We start from the raw sequence: 15,526 nt of genomic DNA, 5'->3' as shown, positions 1-15,526 counted from the left end.
GACTGAATCGACATCATTTCGATGAGGTGTTAAGTCGTCTATACTCACGCCATGAGAAACCACCATGTCGCCACTGATGATTGATTCCGCAGACTTCAGCCAAAAATTAGGCCTTATCTCCCGAAACGTTGAACATACTGAAGCGTTTCTTGCACGAGGCACGGTGGATTTTCATCTGCCTGGATTTATGCTGCCAGCGGGATATCGCCTGTTAAAATCGCGCTACGGCGATGAATACCGTCTCGTGACCACTGACGATGGTAAACCCTATACGGCGTATGCCGTGAAGTTGACGTTTCATAAAGAAATTACATTTCCTCACGGGGCTGCGACACAGGTTATGGTCTGGCGTACGCCACGCGCCGTGCATCAGCGAGTAATAAGTGGGTTACCACAATCCTTCTTTCAATGGGTGCTTAGCGAATACGACATTGTGGTTTCTGACAGCGAACAAACCGGAGACGGACAGCGGTTTTGGTTACGCATGATTGACTGGGCGTTCAGCATGAATTATCAGATAAGCGTGGCGGACGGTACGGTAGGTGAGGAGTGGCACTTAACACCGGTGAGTTCTTACGCCGAGCTGGAAGAGCGCTGGATTGCGTTTGCCTGGGGATACGATCGTGATGTTCATCCACATCGCAGGTTAGTCATCAGTAAAGCGTAACGGGCCGCACAGAGCGGCCCGTTTTGATCAGCACTCGGTCACAATCGTGCTCAGCGGCAGGCGAGACTTCGGCAGCGTGGCGTTGAAATCTTCCACGCTGTGGTGCCCAACCGGCACCACCACCAGGCTGGTGAAGCCTTTCTCTTTCAGGCCAAACTCTTCGTCGAGAATAGCGGCGTCGAAGCCTTCGATTGGCACGGCGTCCAGACCCAGCGCACCCACGCCCAGCAGGAAGTTACCGACGTTCAGGTAAACCTGTTTCGCCATCCACTGGTCGTCATCTTTCAGATCCACGCGGTGCATATCGGCAAAATAGTGGCGTCCTTTGTTATTGGCCGCTTTCGCTTCCGGCGTGTTGAAACGACCATCCGCCTCTTCCTGATCGACAACGCGCTCCAGCCAGGCGTCGTCCATCGCGGTTTTCGCGCAAAATACCACCACGTGAGAAGCATCCAGCATTTTGCGTTCGTTGAACACATAGGTGCCCGCGGCGGATTTCGCCACGCGCGCTTTACCTTCCTCGGTGCTGGCCACAATGAAGTGCCACGGCTGGGAGTTGGTGCTGGATGGGCTGTACTGCAGCAGGGTTTTGATTTTTTCCGCTTCTTCAGCGGTCAGTTTTTTGGTTGGGTCGAACGCCTTGGTAGAGTGGCGTTTCAGGGCGACAGAAATGATATCCATAACTACTCCTGGTAATGAAATTCGCCCGTGCGCGGGCGCGAAAGGAGAGCAGATTACCGCGCGAAGCCGCAAAAGATAAGTGCGATTCGAGCGGTTATACTGTTCGGCACAGACGAACAGTCAGGCTGGCCGTATCCACTTCTGGTCTTTTTTCGGCAGCTTATCGACAACCAGATTCCACGAGTCCGCGATCAGGTCGGCGACCAGTTCTGGCGTGATGTCCTCGGTGCCGTAGAGCGAAATCCAGTGTTTTTTATTGAGGTGGTAGCCCGGCTCAACGCCGCGATAAATCTGCTGGTTTAACAGGGATTTTTCCGGGTCGGATTTCAGGCTAACGTGGGGCCTGCCGTGCGCGGTGGCCATCAGCATAAAAATTTTCCCGCCAACCTTAAACACGTCGTACTCGGGGCCAAACGGCCAGCAGTGTTCGGTGAAAGGCATCTCCAGCGCGACGCGTTTCGCGTGCGCCTGCAGAGAGTTACTGTCCATCGCTATCCTCCTGAGCCAGCCCGCGCCACATGGCTTCAAAACCCAGCGCTTTAAAATCGACGGCACGGGACGGATCGCGGGTGGCAAACTCCATGGTGGTTTCCGCCAGCGATAAGAAAAGCGCATCGCCAAACGTTTTAAATTCATCGGACATAAACACCGGACGCACCGAGCGGCGGCACAGCTCGTGAAGTTCCGGGAACATCTCCTTCACCGCCTGTTCCGTTTCGGCGCTCAGCTTTTCACTGACGCCAATCTGGCGGATTGCCGCATGAGAAACGGGGTTACGAATACCCCAGTCCACGTAGCTGTTCCAGATATTGCGGGTATGCTCTTTAGGAAGGGTGAGGGTGCGATCGAGGTTCGCCAGCATGGTCTGGCAGAGATCCTGCTTGAGGTGCAGGTAAAGGGCATTCAGCAGGTCGTCTTTAGTAGCAAAGTAGCGAAACAGCGTGCCTTCAGCGACGCCCGCGTTACGGGCAATTAACGCCGTTGAGGCGGCAATACCTGACTGTGCAAATGCCACCGTTGCGGCTTCCAGTAAGGCCTGTTTTTTATCTTCACTCTTCGGACGTGCCACTAAATTTCCCCCTCTCAATGCTAAAAACCCTGATTGAAACACGTGCTTTGACACGCTGCAACGCGGAATGTCAAAGATCGAAAACGTCTTGACGACTTTATCATCATATCTATAATGAGTGCTTACTCACTCATAATCAAGTTTCCCCCGCGTAAACCATCGGATGGCGCGCGTTTTCGGGTCAGGATATGAAAAAGCCTCTCTTCATCTGCGTGGTGTTCGTCATGATTATTGCTTCAGCTGCGAGTTTACCGTTTGTTCTGAATGCCGGATTTGGCCAGCCGCCGCAGGGTGCGCAGCTTACGGAAGTGGAGGCTTCTCCGCACTATCGCGACGGGAAGTTCCATAACGCGCTTCCGACGCCTGGCTTTACCGGGCAGCAAAACATGCTGGTGGCGTGGTGGCAGTTCCTGACCCGTAAAACCGAAAACGCCCGTCCGGCGCAGCCGTTGCCACTGGTGAAAACCGATCTGGCGAGCTTGCCTCTGGAGCAGGATACGCTGGTGTGGCTCGGCCACTCCTCGTGGTATATGCAGCTGGCGGGAAAACGCATCCTGATCGACCCGGTCCTCGGCAACTATGCCGCGCCGTTCTCGTTCCTTAATAAGGCGTTTGCGGGAGAGTACCCGTGGCGTGCGGAGAGCATGCCGGAAATCGACCTGCTGATTATCTCGCACGATCACTACGACCATCTGGACTACGCCACCATCCGGTCGCTATTGCCGAAGGTGAAGCGCGTCGTGACGCCGCTCGGCGTGGGATCCCACCTGCGCTACTGGGGAATGAAGCCTGAGATTATCGACGAGCGCGACTGGAACCAGTCGGTGCACATCAGCGATGCGCTGACGGTTCACGTGCTGCCCGCGCGCCACTTCTCCGGGCGCGGCATCAAGCGTGACCAGACCCTGTGGGGCAGTTTTATGTTCGTCACGCCAGAGCAGAAGGTCTACTACAGCGGCGACTCCGGTTACGGCCCGCACTTTAAGGCCATTGGCGAGCAGTTTGGTGAGGTGGATCTGGCCATCATGGAAAACGGCCAGTACGACCAGGACTGGAAGTACATCCACATGCTGCCGGATGAAACGGCGCAGGCTTCGGCGGACCTCAACGCGAAAGCGGTGGTGCCGGGGCATAACGGGCGCTTCGTGCTGGCGAAACACACCTGGAACGATCCGCTGATCCAGCTGGCGCGGGCCAGTAAGGATAAAAATTATCGGTTGCTGACGCCGGAACTGGGTGAGCCGGTTCGGGTGAGCGATAGCACGCAACAGTTTCGTGAGTGGTGGGAATAATGTTGAACCAAGAAACAGAGGGGGAGAGCAGCATGACGATTTCCGCTCAGGTCATTGATACCATTGTCGAATGGATCGATGACAACCTACACCAGCCGCTACGCATCGAAGAGATCGCCCGCCACGCGGGTTACTCCAAGTGGCATTTACAGCGGCTGTTTATGCAGTACAAAGGCGAAAGCCTGGGGCGCTACATCCGCGAACGCAAGCTGCTGCTGGCGGCGCGGGATCTGCGTGAATCTGACGAGCGCGTGTACGAAATCTGCCTGCGCTACGGTTTTGAATCGCAGCAGACGTTTACGCGCATCTTTACCCGCACCTTCCATCAGCCGCCTGGGGCATATCGCAAAGAGAACCATAGTCGGGCGCATTGAAATTGACGAAACGTAGGCCGGGAAAGGCATTGCTGCCACCCGGCTTTTTTATTGGCCTACGACGCCAGTGAAAACCAGCGGCGCCAGACGAAACGCAGGATGAAGAATTCAATGGCCCCGAGCAGTAAAAACCACACGCAGAACAAAATGGTGTAGAGCTGGTTCAGATCGACCATATGAAAGGTCTGAACCAGCTTCTGCGCCAGCACCAGACCCAGCGACGGTGCGGGCAGCAGTAAGCAAGAGAGCAGGGCCAGCAATAAAATGCCCCCTGCAGTCAGCAGCGATTCCAACGGGTGTTTCATCGTAATGTTAATCGTCAGTTAAAAATGTCATTGTCCGGCATCCTTTAACGTAAAGCAATATCAACCCGCCAGGCCTTTTTTAATTAAATAATTCTCTACACCAACAAATAATGTGCGAAAGGAAATTAATTTAACCATGATGATTAAATTAATTTCGCTCTATGTAAATAAATGTCTGCATCACGAAAATAATTTTACAAACGTATAGGTGCTGTATCCAATTAACGTCGCAATAACAATGGCTGCGACAATGTATAACGCCAGGCGCCGTCCGCGATAAATACCAAACATGGTACCCCCTCGTTTAGGAATGGTTTAGAAATATTTTGTAAAAATCAGCTCGTCGAAATAATTTTAATCAATTCTGAATAACCCAGTGGTAAATATATTGCGGTAGATCAATTTTACCCGCAAGACTTTAAAATCAATTTATTTAAGCCAGAAAGGAATTCAGGCTTCTGTTCACCGGATATTGAAGGAAAAATACGATGACTGAAAAAAAATTCTCCCCAAACATGCCGCCTTCCGGCGGGCTGGCATACCAGCAGACCACAGAGCAGGTGCTTGCCTACGCGCAAAGCCAGGCGAGCGGTCTGGACCGGGCAGAGGCGCAGGCGCGTCTGCAAAAACAGGGACCGAACGCGCTTCCGGAGAAAAAGGGCAAGCCGGGCTGGCTGCGTTTTCTCGCGCACTTTAACGATGTGCTGATTTACGTTCTGCTGGCCGCTGCGGTATTAACGGCGGTAATGGGCCACTGGGTCGATACGCTGGTTATTTTGGGCGTGGCGGTTATCAACGCCTTGATTGGCCATATTCAGGAAAGCAATGCGGAAAAATCCCTGAAGAGCATTCGTAATATGCTCTCCAGCGAGGCGCGCGTTATTCGCAACGGCAACCATGAAACCATCCCAACGACTGAAATAGTCCCGGGCGATATTATTGTATTACGCGCGGGGGATCGTATTCCGGCAGATATGCGTTTAATCGAAGCGCATAATTTACGCGTGGAAGAGGCGATTCTGACCGGCGAATCCACCGTGGTGGATAAACATATTAATCCGCTGAGCGGTGAACTGCCGCTGGGCGACCGCACCAATATGGTCTTCTCCGGGACGACCGTCAGCGCGGGCGGCGGCATCGGCGTGGTCACCGCGACCGGTAAGGAGACGGAGCTCGGCCACATCAACCAGATGATGGCGGGTATCGAAAAACACCGCACGCCGCTGCTGGTGCAGATGGACAAGCTGGGTAAAGCGATCTTCGCCATTATCCTCGCAATGATGGCTGCGCTGTTCGTCTTCAGCCTGGTGTTCCGCGAGATCCCGATGGGCGAGCTGCTGCTCTCCCTGATCAGCCTGGCGGTGGCCTCCGTGCCGGAAGGTCTGCCGGCGATAATCTCCATCATCCTCTCGCTGGGCGTGCAGGCGATGGCCCGCAAGCGGGCGATTATCCGCAAGCTGCCGACGGTTGAAACGCTCGGCGCAATGACCGTGGTCTGCTCGGATAAAACCGGCACCCTGACCATGAACGAGATGACGGTCAAAGCCATTATCACCGCCGACGCCTGCTACCGCGTGGACGGCAACAGCTACGAGCCGGTGGGCAACATCTACCTGGAAGGCAGCGACGAGCCGGTCCACATCCAGCCGGGCACCGTGCTGGAGCAGTACCTGCGCACCATCGACCTCTGCAACGACAGCCAGCTGATTCAGGACGAGCGCGGCCTGTGGGGCATCACCGGTGGCCCGACCGAGGGGGCGCTGAAGGTGCTGGCGGCGAAGGCCAGCCTTGAGCCGGTCGCGACCACGCTGGTTAACAAGATCCCGTTCGACTCGCAGTATAAGTACATGAGCACCCACTACCAGATTGGCGGTGAGGAGCAGATCCTGATCACCGGCGCGCCGGACGTGATTTTCGCCCTGTGCGCCGAGCAGCAGACCCGCAACGGTGCGGAAGCCTTCAACCGCGCGTACTGGGAAAGCGAGATGGAGCGCTATGCCCGTCAGGGGCTGCGCATGGTCGCCGCGGCGTTCAAGCCGGCGAACGGCGAGCAGGAACTGACGCACGACGATCTGAGCCACGGTCTGATCTTCCTCGGCATCGCCGGGATGATGGATCCGCCGCGTCCGGAAGCCATTGATGCGATTAACGCCTGCCAGCAGGCGGGGATCCGCGTGAAGATGATCACCGGGGATCACCCGCAGACGGCGATGAGCATCGGCCAGATGCTGGGGATCACCAACAGCGAGCAGGCGGTCACCGGCTACGAGCTGGAGAAGATGGACGACGCCGCGCTGGCGGAAGCGGCGGTGAAGTATGACATCTTCGCCCGCACCAGCCCGGAGCATAAGCTGCGCCTGGTGAAAGCGCTGCAGGACAAGGGCGAAATTGTCGGCATGACCGGTGACGGCGTGAACGATGCCCCGGCGCTGCGTCAGGCGGACGTGGGCATCGCGATGGGCATCAAAGGCACGGAAGTGACCAAAGAGGCGGCGGACATGGTCCTGACGGACGATAACTTCGCCACCATCGCCAGCGCGGTAAAAGAGGGGCGTCGCGTTTACGACAACCTGAAGAAGACGATTCTGTTCATCATGCCGACCAACCTCGCGCAGGGGCTGCTGATTGTGATTGCGCTGCTGGCGGGGAACATCATTCCGCTGACGCCGGTTCTGATTTTGTGGATGAACATGGCTACCTCCGCCACGCTCTCCTTCGGCCTGGCCTTTGAGGCCGCCGAGCGCAACATCATGCGTCGTCCGCCGCGTCAGACCGGGCAGCACGTGATGGACGCCTACGCCGTGTGGCGCGTGGCCTTCGTCGGCACCATGATTGCCATCGCCGCCTTTGCGCTGGAAGCCTGGCTGGCTCCGCGCGGCCACAGCGCGGAGTTCATCCGCACCGTGCTGCTGCAGATGCTGGTCTGCGCCCAGTGGGTGTACATGATTAACTGCCGCAACACCGAAGGGTTCTCCCTGAACCGCGGCCTGCTGGCTAACAAAGGGATCTGGCTGGTGACGGGCGTACTGTTCCTGCTCCAGGCGGCGATTATCTACCTGCCGTTTATGCAGATGCTGTTCGGCACCGAAGCGCTGCCGCTGCGCTACTGGTTCGTGACCCTGGCGGTGGCGGGCGTGATGTTCTTCGTCGTCGAAATCGAGAAGCGACTGACCCGCAGGTTCCGTAAGGCTGCATAACAAAGAACCCCCTCACCCTGCCCTCTCCCCAAAGGGGAGAGGGTGTTCAAGTTCCCTCTCCCCTTTGGGGAGAGGGTTAGGGTGAGGGGAGACAACGCTGAGGTACTCCTATGAAATTCCCGGTCCTGTTAGCACTCCTTGTCAGTACCCTGCAACCCGCATTCGCCGCCATCCCCGTGCGCGTCGCCGCCGTGGAAAAGACCGCCCACGCCGCCGAGCGCCAGATCCCGGGCCGCATCGAAGCTATCCACACCGTTGAGCTGCGCGCCCGCACGGAAGGCGTGATTACCAAAATCCACTTCCGCGACGGGCAGTACGTGAAAAAAGGCGACGTGCTGTTCGAGCTGGACGACGCCGAGCCGCGCGCCGCCCTGCGCCTGGCGCAGGCCGAGGTGAGAAGCGCCGAAGCCACGCTGCGTCAGGCGCAGCAGCAGCTTTCCCGATTTGAAAGCCTGGGCAGCAGCAACGCCATCAGCCGTCACGACGTGGATAACGCCCGCATGCAGCGGGACGTCGCCAGCGCCGCGCTGGAGCAGGCCAAAGCCCGGCTCGACACCCGCAGAGTCACCCTGAACTACACACGCATTACCTCGCCGATTGACGGCCGCGTGGGGCACAGCCAGTTCCACGTCGGCAGCCTGGTGAATCCTGCCAGCGGCGTGCTGGTGGAGGTGGTGCAGCTTGACCCGATCCGCATCGCCTTTGCGCTGGAGGAGGGGGCATTTGCTACCAAAGCCGGACAGCATGCTGACATCAGCGCCATGAAGCAGGCCTGGCAGGCGTTAATTGACAGCAACGGCCAGCGCGTCAGCGGCGAGCTCACCTCCGTGGACAACCGCATCGACCCGCGCACCGCCAGCGTGATGCTGCGCGCCGAGTTCGCCAACCCGCGCCATCAGCTCCTGCCCGGTGGCAATGTAAACGTGTATTTGCGCCCGGCAAGCGAACAGCCCGTGCTGACCCTGCCCGCTGCCGCGGTGCAGCAGAACGGCGACGGGTTCTTCGCCTGGGTGGTTAACGCCGACGGCAAGGCTGAAATGCGTCCGCTGAAGATAGCCGGACAGATCGGCCAGCAGTTTCAGATTGCCTCCGGCGTGAAGCCCGGTGAGCGAGCGATTACTGACGGCGCGCAGCGCGTGCAGCCCGGCGCTACCGTCCAGATACTCAACTAAGGAGCCATCATGCTGACGTTTTTCATCAAACGCCCGCGCTTCGCGATGGTGATTGCGCTGGTCATCACCCTGCTGGGGGCCATCGCGCTGAAGATTATTCCGGTGGAGCAGTACCCGCAGATCGCGCCGCCGGTCGTGAACGTTTCTGCCAGCTGGCCGGGCGCCAGCTCGGCCGACGTGGCGGAGGCCATTGCCACGCCGCTGGAGACCCAGCTGAACGGCGTGGACCACATGCTCTACATGGAGTCCACCAGTTCGGACGAAGGCACCTACAGTCTGAACATTACCTTTGCGGCGGGCACCGATCCGGACCTCGCCGCCATCGACGTGCAGAACCGCGTGGCGCAGGCCGTGGCGCAGCTGCCGACCGAGGCGCAGCAAAACGGCGTGCAGGTGCGCAAGCGCGCCACCAACCTGATGATGGGGGTAAGCCTTTACTCACCGAATAACACCCATACGCCGCTTTTCGTCAGCAACTACGCCAGCACCCAGGTGCGCGAGGCGCTGGCTCGCCTGCCGGGCGTCGGGCAGGTGCAGATGTTTGGCGCGCGCGACTACAGCATGCGCATCTGGCTGCGTCCGGACCGCATGAACGCCCTGAACGTCACCACCGACGACGTGGCGCAGGCGCTGCGCGAGCAGAACGTGCAGGGGGCGGCAGGCCAGGTTGGCACGCCGCCGGTATTTAACGGCCAGCAGCAGACCCTGACTATCAACGGGCTGGGGCGCTTAAATCAGGCCGAAGACTTTGCCGACATCATCATCCGCGCGGGCGAGATGGGCCAGCTGGTGCGCCTGAAGGACGTCGCCACCATTGAGCTTGGCTCGCGCAGCTACAGCTCGGGCGCGCAGCTGAACGGGCACGACTCCGCCTACCTCGGCATCTACCCGACGCCGTCCGCCAACGCCCTGCGCGTGGCCGACGCGGTGCGCGCGGAGCTGGAGCGCCTCTCGACGCGCTTCCCGGACGACCTGGTATACGAGGTGAAGTTCGACACCACTTCCTTTGTGGCCGCCACCATTAAAGAGATCGGCGTCTCGCTGGCGCTCACCATGCTGGCGGTTGTGGTGGTCGTTTCCCTGTTCCTGCAAAGCTGGCGCGCAACGCTGATTGTCGCGCTTGCTATTCCGGTGTCGCTGGTGGGCACCTTCGCGCTGCTCTACACGCTCGGCTACTCCGCCAACACCCTCAGCCTGTTCGCCATCATTCTGGCGCTGACCATGGTGGTGGATGACGCCATCGTGGTGGTGGAGAGCGTCGAAACGCTGATGGCGGAAGGGCAGAGCCGCACGGCGGCGACCGCGCTGGCCCTGCGCCAGATTGCCGGGCCGGTCATCGCGACGACGCTGGTGCTGCTGGCGGTGTTTGTGCCGGTGGCGCTGCTGCCGGGGATTGTCGGCGAGCTGTACCGCCAGTTCGCGGTGACACTCTCCACCGCCGTCACGCTCTCAAGCCTGGTGGCGCTGACCCTGACGCCCGCCCTGTGCGCGCTGCTGCTGCGCCCGCGCCCGGAGAAGCCTGCTGCGGTTTATCGCGCCTTTAATCGCGGGCTGGACGCCTCGCGCGGTTTCTATACCCGCATCGTGCACGTCTTAAACCTGCGCCCGTGGCTGGCGCTGCTGGCCACCGCATGCGCGGCGGCGGTAGTGGTGTTCAGTTTTATGTCGATGCCAAAAGGCTTCCTGCCGCAGGAGGATCAGGGCTACTTCTTCGCCAGCGTCCAGCTGCCGGAAGCGGCCTCGCTGGAGCGTACCGAGGCGGTGATGACCACGGCGCGCGAACTCATCGCCAAAAATCCGGCGGTGGAGGACGTGATTCAGGTCTCCGGGTTTAACATCCTCAACGGCACCAGCGCCTCTAACGGCGGGTTTATCTCCATCATGCTCAAAGACTGGAGCGAGCGTCCGCCGCTGGACGAGGTGATGGGCAGCCTGCAGCGCCAGCTGCAGGCCCTGCCGGAAGCGACCATCATGACCTTCGCGCCACCGACGCTGCCGGGGCTGGGCAACGCCTCCGGCTTCGACCTGCGCATTCAGGCGCAGGCGGGGCAGAGCCCGGCGGAGCTGGAGCGCGTGACGCGTGAGGTGCTGGCGAAAGCTAACCAGCATCCGCAGCTGAGCCGCGTGTTCACCACCTGGAGCAGCAATGTGCCGCAGCTGACGCTGACCGTTGACCGCGAGCGCGCCGCGCGCCTCGACGTGCCGGTATCACGCATCTTCAGCAGCCTGCAAACCGCCTTTGGTGGCACCCGCGCCGGGGATTTCAGCGTCAACAACCGCGTCTACCACGTGGTGATGCAAAACGAGATGCAGTGGCGCGAGCGCGCAGAGCAAATCAGCGAGCTGTTCGTGCGCAGCAACAGCGGCGAGCGGGTGCGCCTGAGCAACCTCGTCACCATCACGCCGAGCGTCGGCGCGCCGTTCCTGCAGCAGTACAACCAGTTCCCGTCCGTGTCGGTGAGCGGCTCGGCGGCTGAAGGGGTAAGCAGCAGCACCGCGATGGCGGTGATGGGCGAGCTTCTGGCGGAGAATTTGCCAGCGGGATACGACTACGCCTGGAGCGGCATGTCTTATCAGGAGCAGCAGACCGGCAACCAGGCGGTGTGGATCGTGCTGGCGGCGGTGGTGATGGCGTGGCTGTTCCTCGTCGCCCAGTACGAGAGCTGGACGCTCCCGGCGAGCGTGATGCTCTCGGTGCTGTTCGCCATCGGCGGGGCGCTGGTCTGGCTGTGGTTGGCGGGCTACGCCAATGACGTGTACGTGCAGATTGGCCTGGTCTTGCTGATCGCGCTAGCGGCTAAAAACGCCATTCTTATCGTGGAGTTTGCCCGCGAGCGGCGCATGGACGGCATGGCGATTGTCGATGCCGCAAGAGAAGGGGCCTCGCGCCGCTTCCGCGCGGTGATGATGACCGCCGTGTCGTTCATTATCGGCGTCCTGCCCATGATGCTGGCGACCGGAGCGGGTGCCCAGAGCCGCCGCATTATCGGCACCACGGTGTTCAGCGGCATGCTGGTGGCGACCGTGGTGGGGATTGTGTTCATCCCCGCGCTGTTCGTGCTGTTCCAGCGCCTGCGCGAGTGGGGCCACGGCCTTACGGACTCGTCGCCCACAGCTCGCAGTGTTTCTGCACCAGAGAAATAAGCGAGCCACCGTCGGCGATAAAGTCCCGCATGCGCTGCGCCTCGCTCTTGCCCTGCTTTAACAGCAGGGCAATTTCATTGATTGCGCTGGTCGCGCCGAGCTTTTCGGCCGACGGCGCAACCTGCTCCAGCAGCCACGCAATGTCTTCCGCTACGGTTTTGTGCTCACCGGTGTGCACGTCCGTCAGGATCCCCTCCAGCCCGTAGCGACAGGCCTGAAAACGGTTAAAGCGGTAGAGCAGAAAATCCTTCTCCTGATGCTTATAGGGTCGCGCGGTTAACAGCCAGTGCGACGTCGCCTGAATAAGCCCGGCGATGTTAATGGCGTGGCCGAGCGTCAGCGGCGTATCCATCACCCGCACCTCCACGGTGCCAAAATGCGGGCTGGGGCGGATGTCCCAGTGCAGATCCTTAATGCTGTCGATCATGCTGGTCGAACTCAGGCGGCGGAACAGCCCCTCGAACTCCTGCCAGCTGTTGACCCACGGCATCTGGCCGTTATCCGGGAAGCCGGAGAAGATGTTGAGCCGCGACGAGGAGAACTTCGTGTCCGTGCCCTGCATATACGGCGAGGCGGCCGCCAGGGCGATAAAGTGCGGCACGAAGCGCGACAGGCCGTGCAGCAGGTAAATCGCGTCGTCCCCGGTCCGGCAGCCGACGTGCACGTGCTGGCCGAACACCGTTGCCTGCAAAATCAGATAGCCAAAGCGCTCCAGCGTGACGTTATAGCGCTCGTCGTCGCACACCTCCTGACGCTGCCATTTCTGGAACGGATGCGTCCCGCCGCCGCAAATCTGAATATGCTGCTCCGCCGCGGCGCGCAGAATGCTCTGCTGCATCACCGAGAACTGCGCCGCCGCCTGGTCGATGTTCTGGCACACGCCGGTGGCGATTTCGAGCATGCTTTCGGTGATGTCGTGTTTGACTTCGCCGCCTTTGATGTCGTCTTTGACGGCGGCGATAAGCGCGGAGGAGTCCTGGCTCAGATCGTAGCCCGGCGGGTTAACCACCTGCAGTTCGAGTTCGATGCCGAGGGTGAACGGTTCAGAGGATTTGAAATCAGGTAAAGGCATGGCGCACTCCGTTGTCTGTTGTGTGTTGAGTATAGACAACGACGTGGCGCTCACTTTTCAGGGTGGTATAACTGTTAGCAGGCTTAGCGAAAAGGGGAGTTAACCATGTCTGACAATCCAGTGATTGCGCTGATTGGGCCTGGCGCAATTGGGACCACCATTGCCGCGGTGCTGCACGACGCGGGCCGTACGCCGATGCTGTGCGGACGCACCGCACATCCGGAATTACGTCTGCGCCACGACGAGGGTGAAACCGTGGTGCCCGGCCCGGTATTAACCGATCCGGCCGACATTACGCGCCCCGTCGATCTCGTTTTCGTGGCGGTAAAAACGACGCAAAATGCCGACAGCGCAGGATGGCTGCGGGCTCTGTGTGATGAAAACACCGTGGTCTGCGCGCTGCAAAACGGCGTGGAGCAAAAAGCCCAGCTTGAGCCGTGGGTTAACGGCGCAGCGGTGCTGCCGTCGGTAGTCTGGTTCCCGGCGCAGCGCGAGCCGGATGCCTCCGTCTGGCTGCGGGCGAAGCCGCGTCTGACGCTGCCGGACGTGCCTCAGGCGCAGCGGGTGGTGGAGGCGCTTCGCGATACGCGCTGCGCGGTTGAACTCTCGGCAGATTTCGCTACCGTCGCCTGGCGCAAGCTGCTACAAAACGCGGTCGCCGGGCTGATGGTGCTGGCCAACCGCCGCGCAGGGATGTTCAGGCGCGAGGATATCAGCGAGCTTGCGCTGGCCTATCTGCGCGAGGGGCTTGCCGTCGCCCGCGTCGAGGGGGCGAAGCTGGATGATGCGGTGGCGCAGGAGATTCTGGCGAACTTCCAGCGTGCGCCAGTGGATTTGGGCACGTCGATCCTTGCGGACCGTCAGGCGGATCGCCCGATGGAGTGGGATATCCGCAACGGCGTGATCCAGCGCTACGGCCGTAAGCACGGGATTGCGGTGCCCATCAGTGACGTGGTGGTGCCGCTGCTGGCGGCGGGGAGCGAGGGGCCGGGGTGAGCCAGGGTCTGGAGTGAAGGAAAGACCCGGCCGTTGTGCGCCGGGTAGCGTCTCTACTTAGCCTGACGGGCTTTCTCTGCTTTCAACTCTTCCATGGTTGCCTCCAGGATCCAGAGGCACTGAGCACCTTCAAACGTTTCCAGCAGCGCCTGGCGGGTACGCTGATAAAACGCGTCGATTTCGGCGGATGATTTCTCTAAAGGCGGCGTGCAGACGATATCGCTGCCTACCATGTGCGGCCACTTTCCGGCATCAAGGATGCGGAGCGCTTTCAGCGTGGCGTTGGTGTTTGTGGTGAGCGCTGCGGCTAAGGCATCTTCTAACTGCTTTGCCTGGTTCTCGTCAGCAACGGCAGCAAGCTTTGGGGCTTGCTCAATCCGGTGTACATCACCTGAGGCAATTCCCTTCACTGCTGAAGACCAGTCACTAACGTCAGCTATTGCCGGGGCTGTAAGAGCACATATCAGCAGTACGATCGGGTATTTCATCGCACTACCTCAAGCATGCCGCCGTCGCGAAGAATCTTACGTCTCGTTGACGGTGAGAGAATGATGCACCCCTCGGATGCAAACCCCGCGGGGCCATACTTGTGGTCACCATGAATGCGGAATTCTGAGCGACCAAAACTTTCGCCTGAGGTTTGCTCAAGAATGATGGTTATCGGTCCTTTAGAATTCGAATGACCCGCGATTTTATACGTCCCGCGAGGCAGTGGCCCCAGTCCTTTCACATGCTGACGGTCCGGGTTGTTTTTATTCGTAAGAGCACCGGAATACCCGATCTCAATTAATTTACCGTCTTTATACATCTTGCCGGTCGACTGCTCATACTTCCATCCCATAACGTTCTCCTTATGCCGTCTTGCGGCCGTTCCAGCTATCTGAATGTATGGTGTTACCGTCGACATAGCGCCAGGTAATTTTTTCATACAGCAGTTCTACCAGCTCAAGATGGTTATGCTTCTCGTAGTCAGGATCTTTGATATCTAGCATCATTGGACAGACGCTGACAATCGTCACTCCCTCCATAAGAGTGGAGAAATATTCCACTTCCTGACCGGCATCGTTGATATGGTAAAACTTCACCTCTGCAGATTTTAGCTTCTGACCTGTGCTGACAGCCTTGTACAAATAGGGGCTGGAGGCGTCGATCTCTTTATCAAAAGAGTAGGGGGAATGGACGCGAAGACTTGTCGCCTTACCGGTATGTTTGTCCGTGGGCTGCATTATGCCGTGGTTCAGCGCGATTATCTCGATACTTCCATCACGACCATGTATATCGACAGAGCCTTTGATGTCGGCACCGCCGTCATCTTTGAGCCATAAATAAGCGGGAATAGCCATTTGTTTAAAACTCCATTTAAGGAAAACCTGAAAAAACCTTTTAGTTTAATTGGTTATGTAACCAGGGTAACGCTAGTGCTTACAAAATGGTCCGTCAATTTTTATATGGTATGGATATAAAACGATCTTCGTTTTCGTTGATGAAAATTAAGAAATAATGGGATCTTACTGTTTGGATCTGGATAAAGTGTTAATGATTAATATCGTGGTTTAA

General features: G+C 58.9%; 15 protein-coding genes. 7 read left to right on the top strand and 8 right to left on the bottom strand.

What is annotated here, in order from left to right:
• Window positions 1–64: 64 nt before the first annotated feature.
• Window positions 65–667 carry a hypothetical protein gene (locus tag URZ40_RS16340; RefSeq protein ID WP_219323478.1) on the top strand — a complete coding sequence of 201 codons (603 nt, stop codon included), beginning with the start codon at window positions 65–67 and terminating at the stop codon, window positions 665–667.
• A gap of 27 nt (window positions 668–694) precedes the next feature.
• On the opposite strand, the gene nfsB is transcribed toward URZ40_RS16340, so the two are convergent.
• From nfsB to URZ40_RS16325, 3 genes are all read right to left on the bottom strand, one after another.
• Window positions 695–1,348 carry an oxygen-insensitive NAD(P)H nitroreductase gene (nfsB, locus tag URZ40_RS16335; protein WP_116341365.1) on the bottom strand — a complete coding sequence of 218 codons (654 nt, stop codon included), beginning with the start codon at window positions 1,346–1,348 and terminating at the stop codon, window positions 695–697.
• 120 nt (window positions 1,349–1,468) lie between these two features.
• Window positions 1,469–1,837: an MmcQ/YjbR family DNA-binding protein gene (locus URZ40_RS16330; RefSeq protein WP_151413900.1), complete on the bottom strand. Its 369-nt coding sequence runs from the start codon at window positions 1,835–1,837 to the stop codon at window positions 1,469–1,471.
• The gene (locus URZ40_RS16325; protein ID WP_116341361.1) at window positions 1,827–2,417 is read right to left on the bottom strand and encodes a TetR/AcrR family transcriptional regulator; all 591 of its coding nucleotides are present in this window, start codon (window positions 2,415–2,417) and stop codon (window positions 1,827–1,829) included. The genes URZ40_RS16330 and URZ40_RS16325 overlap by 11 nt, the downstream gene beginning before the upstream one ends.
• Before the next feature lie 188 nt (window positions 2,418–2,605).
• Between URZ40_RS16325 and URZ40_RS16320 the strand changes: the two genes are divergently transcribed.
• Both URZ40_RS16320 and URZ40_RS16315 read left to right on the top strand, forming a co-directional pair.
• The gene (locus URZ40_RS16320) at window positions 2,606–3,709 is read left to right on the top strand and encodes a RomA family MBL fold metallo-hydrolase (protein ID WP_316380763.1); all 1,104 of its coding nucleotides are present in this window, start codon (window positions 2,606–2,608) and stop codon (window positions 3,707–3,709) included.
• A 32-nt stretch (window positions 3,710–3,741) separates the two neighbouring features.
• Window positions 3,742–4,083 carry a RamA family antibiotic efflux transcriptional regulator gene (locus URZ40_RS16315; RefSeq protein WP_028012253.1) on the top strand — a complete coding sequence of 114 codons (342 nt, stop codon included), beginning with the start codon at window positions 3,742–3,744 and terminating at the stop codon, window positions 4,081–4,083.
• Window positions 4,084–4,139: 56 nt separating this feature from the next.
• Here the strand turns inward: URZ40_RS16315 and URZ40_RS16310 are convergent, their stop codons facing one another.
• Window positions 4,140–4,388 carry a DUF1158 domain-containing protein gene (locus tag URZ40_RS16310; protein ID WP_116341357.1) on the bottom strand — a complete coding sequence of 83 codons (249 nt, stop codon included), beginning with the start codon at window positions 4,386–4,388 and terminating at the stop codon, window positions 4,140–4,142.
• Between the two features lie 488 nt (window positions 4,389–4,876).
• On the opposite strand from URZ40_RS16310, the gene URZ40_RS16305 reads away from it, so the two are divergent.
• The 3 genes from URZ40_RS16305 (at window position 4,877) to URZ40_RS16295 (ending at window position 11,901) form a co-directional block, all read left to right on the top strand.
• Window positions 4,877–7,585, top strand: coding sequence for a cation-transporting P-type ATPase (locus URZ40_RS16305; protein ID WP_320720847.1), 2,709 nt, complete (start codon window positions 4,877–4,879; stop codon window positions 7,583–7,585).
• 110 nt (window positions 7,586–7,695) lie between these two features.
• Window positions 7,696–8,757: an efflux RND transporter periplasmic adaptor subunit gene (locus URZ40_RS16300; RefSeq protein ID WP_320720846.1), complete on the top strand. Its 1,062-nt coding sequence runs from the start codon at window positions 7,696–7,698 to the stop codon at window positions 8,755–8,757.
• Between the two features lie 9 nt (window positions 8,758–8,766).
• Complete coding sequence (locus URZ40_RS16295) at window positions 8,767–11,901, top strand: efflux RND transporter permease subunit (protein ID WP_320720845.1); 3,135 nt, start codon at window positions 8,767–8,769, stop codon at window positions 11,899–11,901.
• On the opposite strand, the gene URZ40_RS16290 is transcribed toward URZ40_RS16295, so the two are convergent.
• Window positions 11,852–12,973 (bottom strand): YbdK family carboxylate-amine ligase, encoded by a 1,122-nt coding sequence (locus URZ40_RS16290; RefSeq protein ID WP_101744450.1) that lies wholly within the window; start codon window positions 12,971–12,973, stop codon window positions 11,852–11,854. The genes URZ40_RS16295 and URZ40_RS16290 overlap by 50 nt on opposite strands.
• A gap of 105 nt (window positions 12,974–13,078) precedes the next feature.
• Here URZ40_RS16290 and URZ40_RS16285 point away from each other — a divergent pair, with 105 nt between their 5' ends.
• Complete coding sequence (locus tag URZ40_RS16285) at window positions 13,079–13,969, top strand: oxidoreductase (protein ID WP_316380757.1); 891 nt, start codon at window positions 13,079–13,081, stop codon at window positions 13,967–13,969.
• 53 nt (window positions 13,970–14,022) lie between these two features.
• Here URZ40_RS16285 and URZ40_RS16280 read toward each other — a convergent pair whose 3' ends face one another.
• From URZ40_RS16280 to URZ40_RS16270, 3 genes are read right to left on the bottom strand one after another with little or no spacing between them, the layout of a single operon-like run.
• Window positions 14,023–14,457, bottom strand: a complete 435-nt coding sequence (locus URZ40_RS16280) for a hypothetical protein (protein ID WP_316380756.1) — start codon at window positions 14,455–14,457, stop codon at window positions 14,023–14,025.
• The gene (locus tag URZ40_RS16275; protein ID WP_316380755.1) at window positions 14,454–14,810 is read right to left on the bottom strand and encodes a tlde1 domain-containing protein; all 357 of its coding nucleotides are present in this window, start codon (window positions 14,808–14,810) and stop codon (window positions 14,454–14,456) included. The genes URZ40_RS16280 and URZ40_RS16275 overlap by 4 nt, the downstream gene beginning before the upstream one ends.
• Before the next feature lie 10 nt (window positions 14,811–14,820).
• On the bottom strand, window positions 14,821–15,312 hold the full coding sequence (locus URZ40_RS16270) for an Hcp family type VI secretion system effector (protein ID WP_320720844.1): 492 nt from the start codon (window positions 15,310–15,312) through the stop codon (window positions 14,821–14,823).
• Window positions 15,313–15,526: the final 214 nt, after the last annotated feature.

This window comes from Enterobacter sp. 296B2, from assembly GCF_034106185.1.
GTDB lineage: Bacteria > Pseudomonadota > Gammaproteobacteria > Enterobacterales > Enterobacteriaceae > Enterobacter > Enterobacter cloacae_N.
Note: the sequence above shows the minus strand (reverse complement) of the source record. Positions and strands in the feature narration are given on the sequence as shown.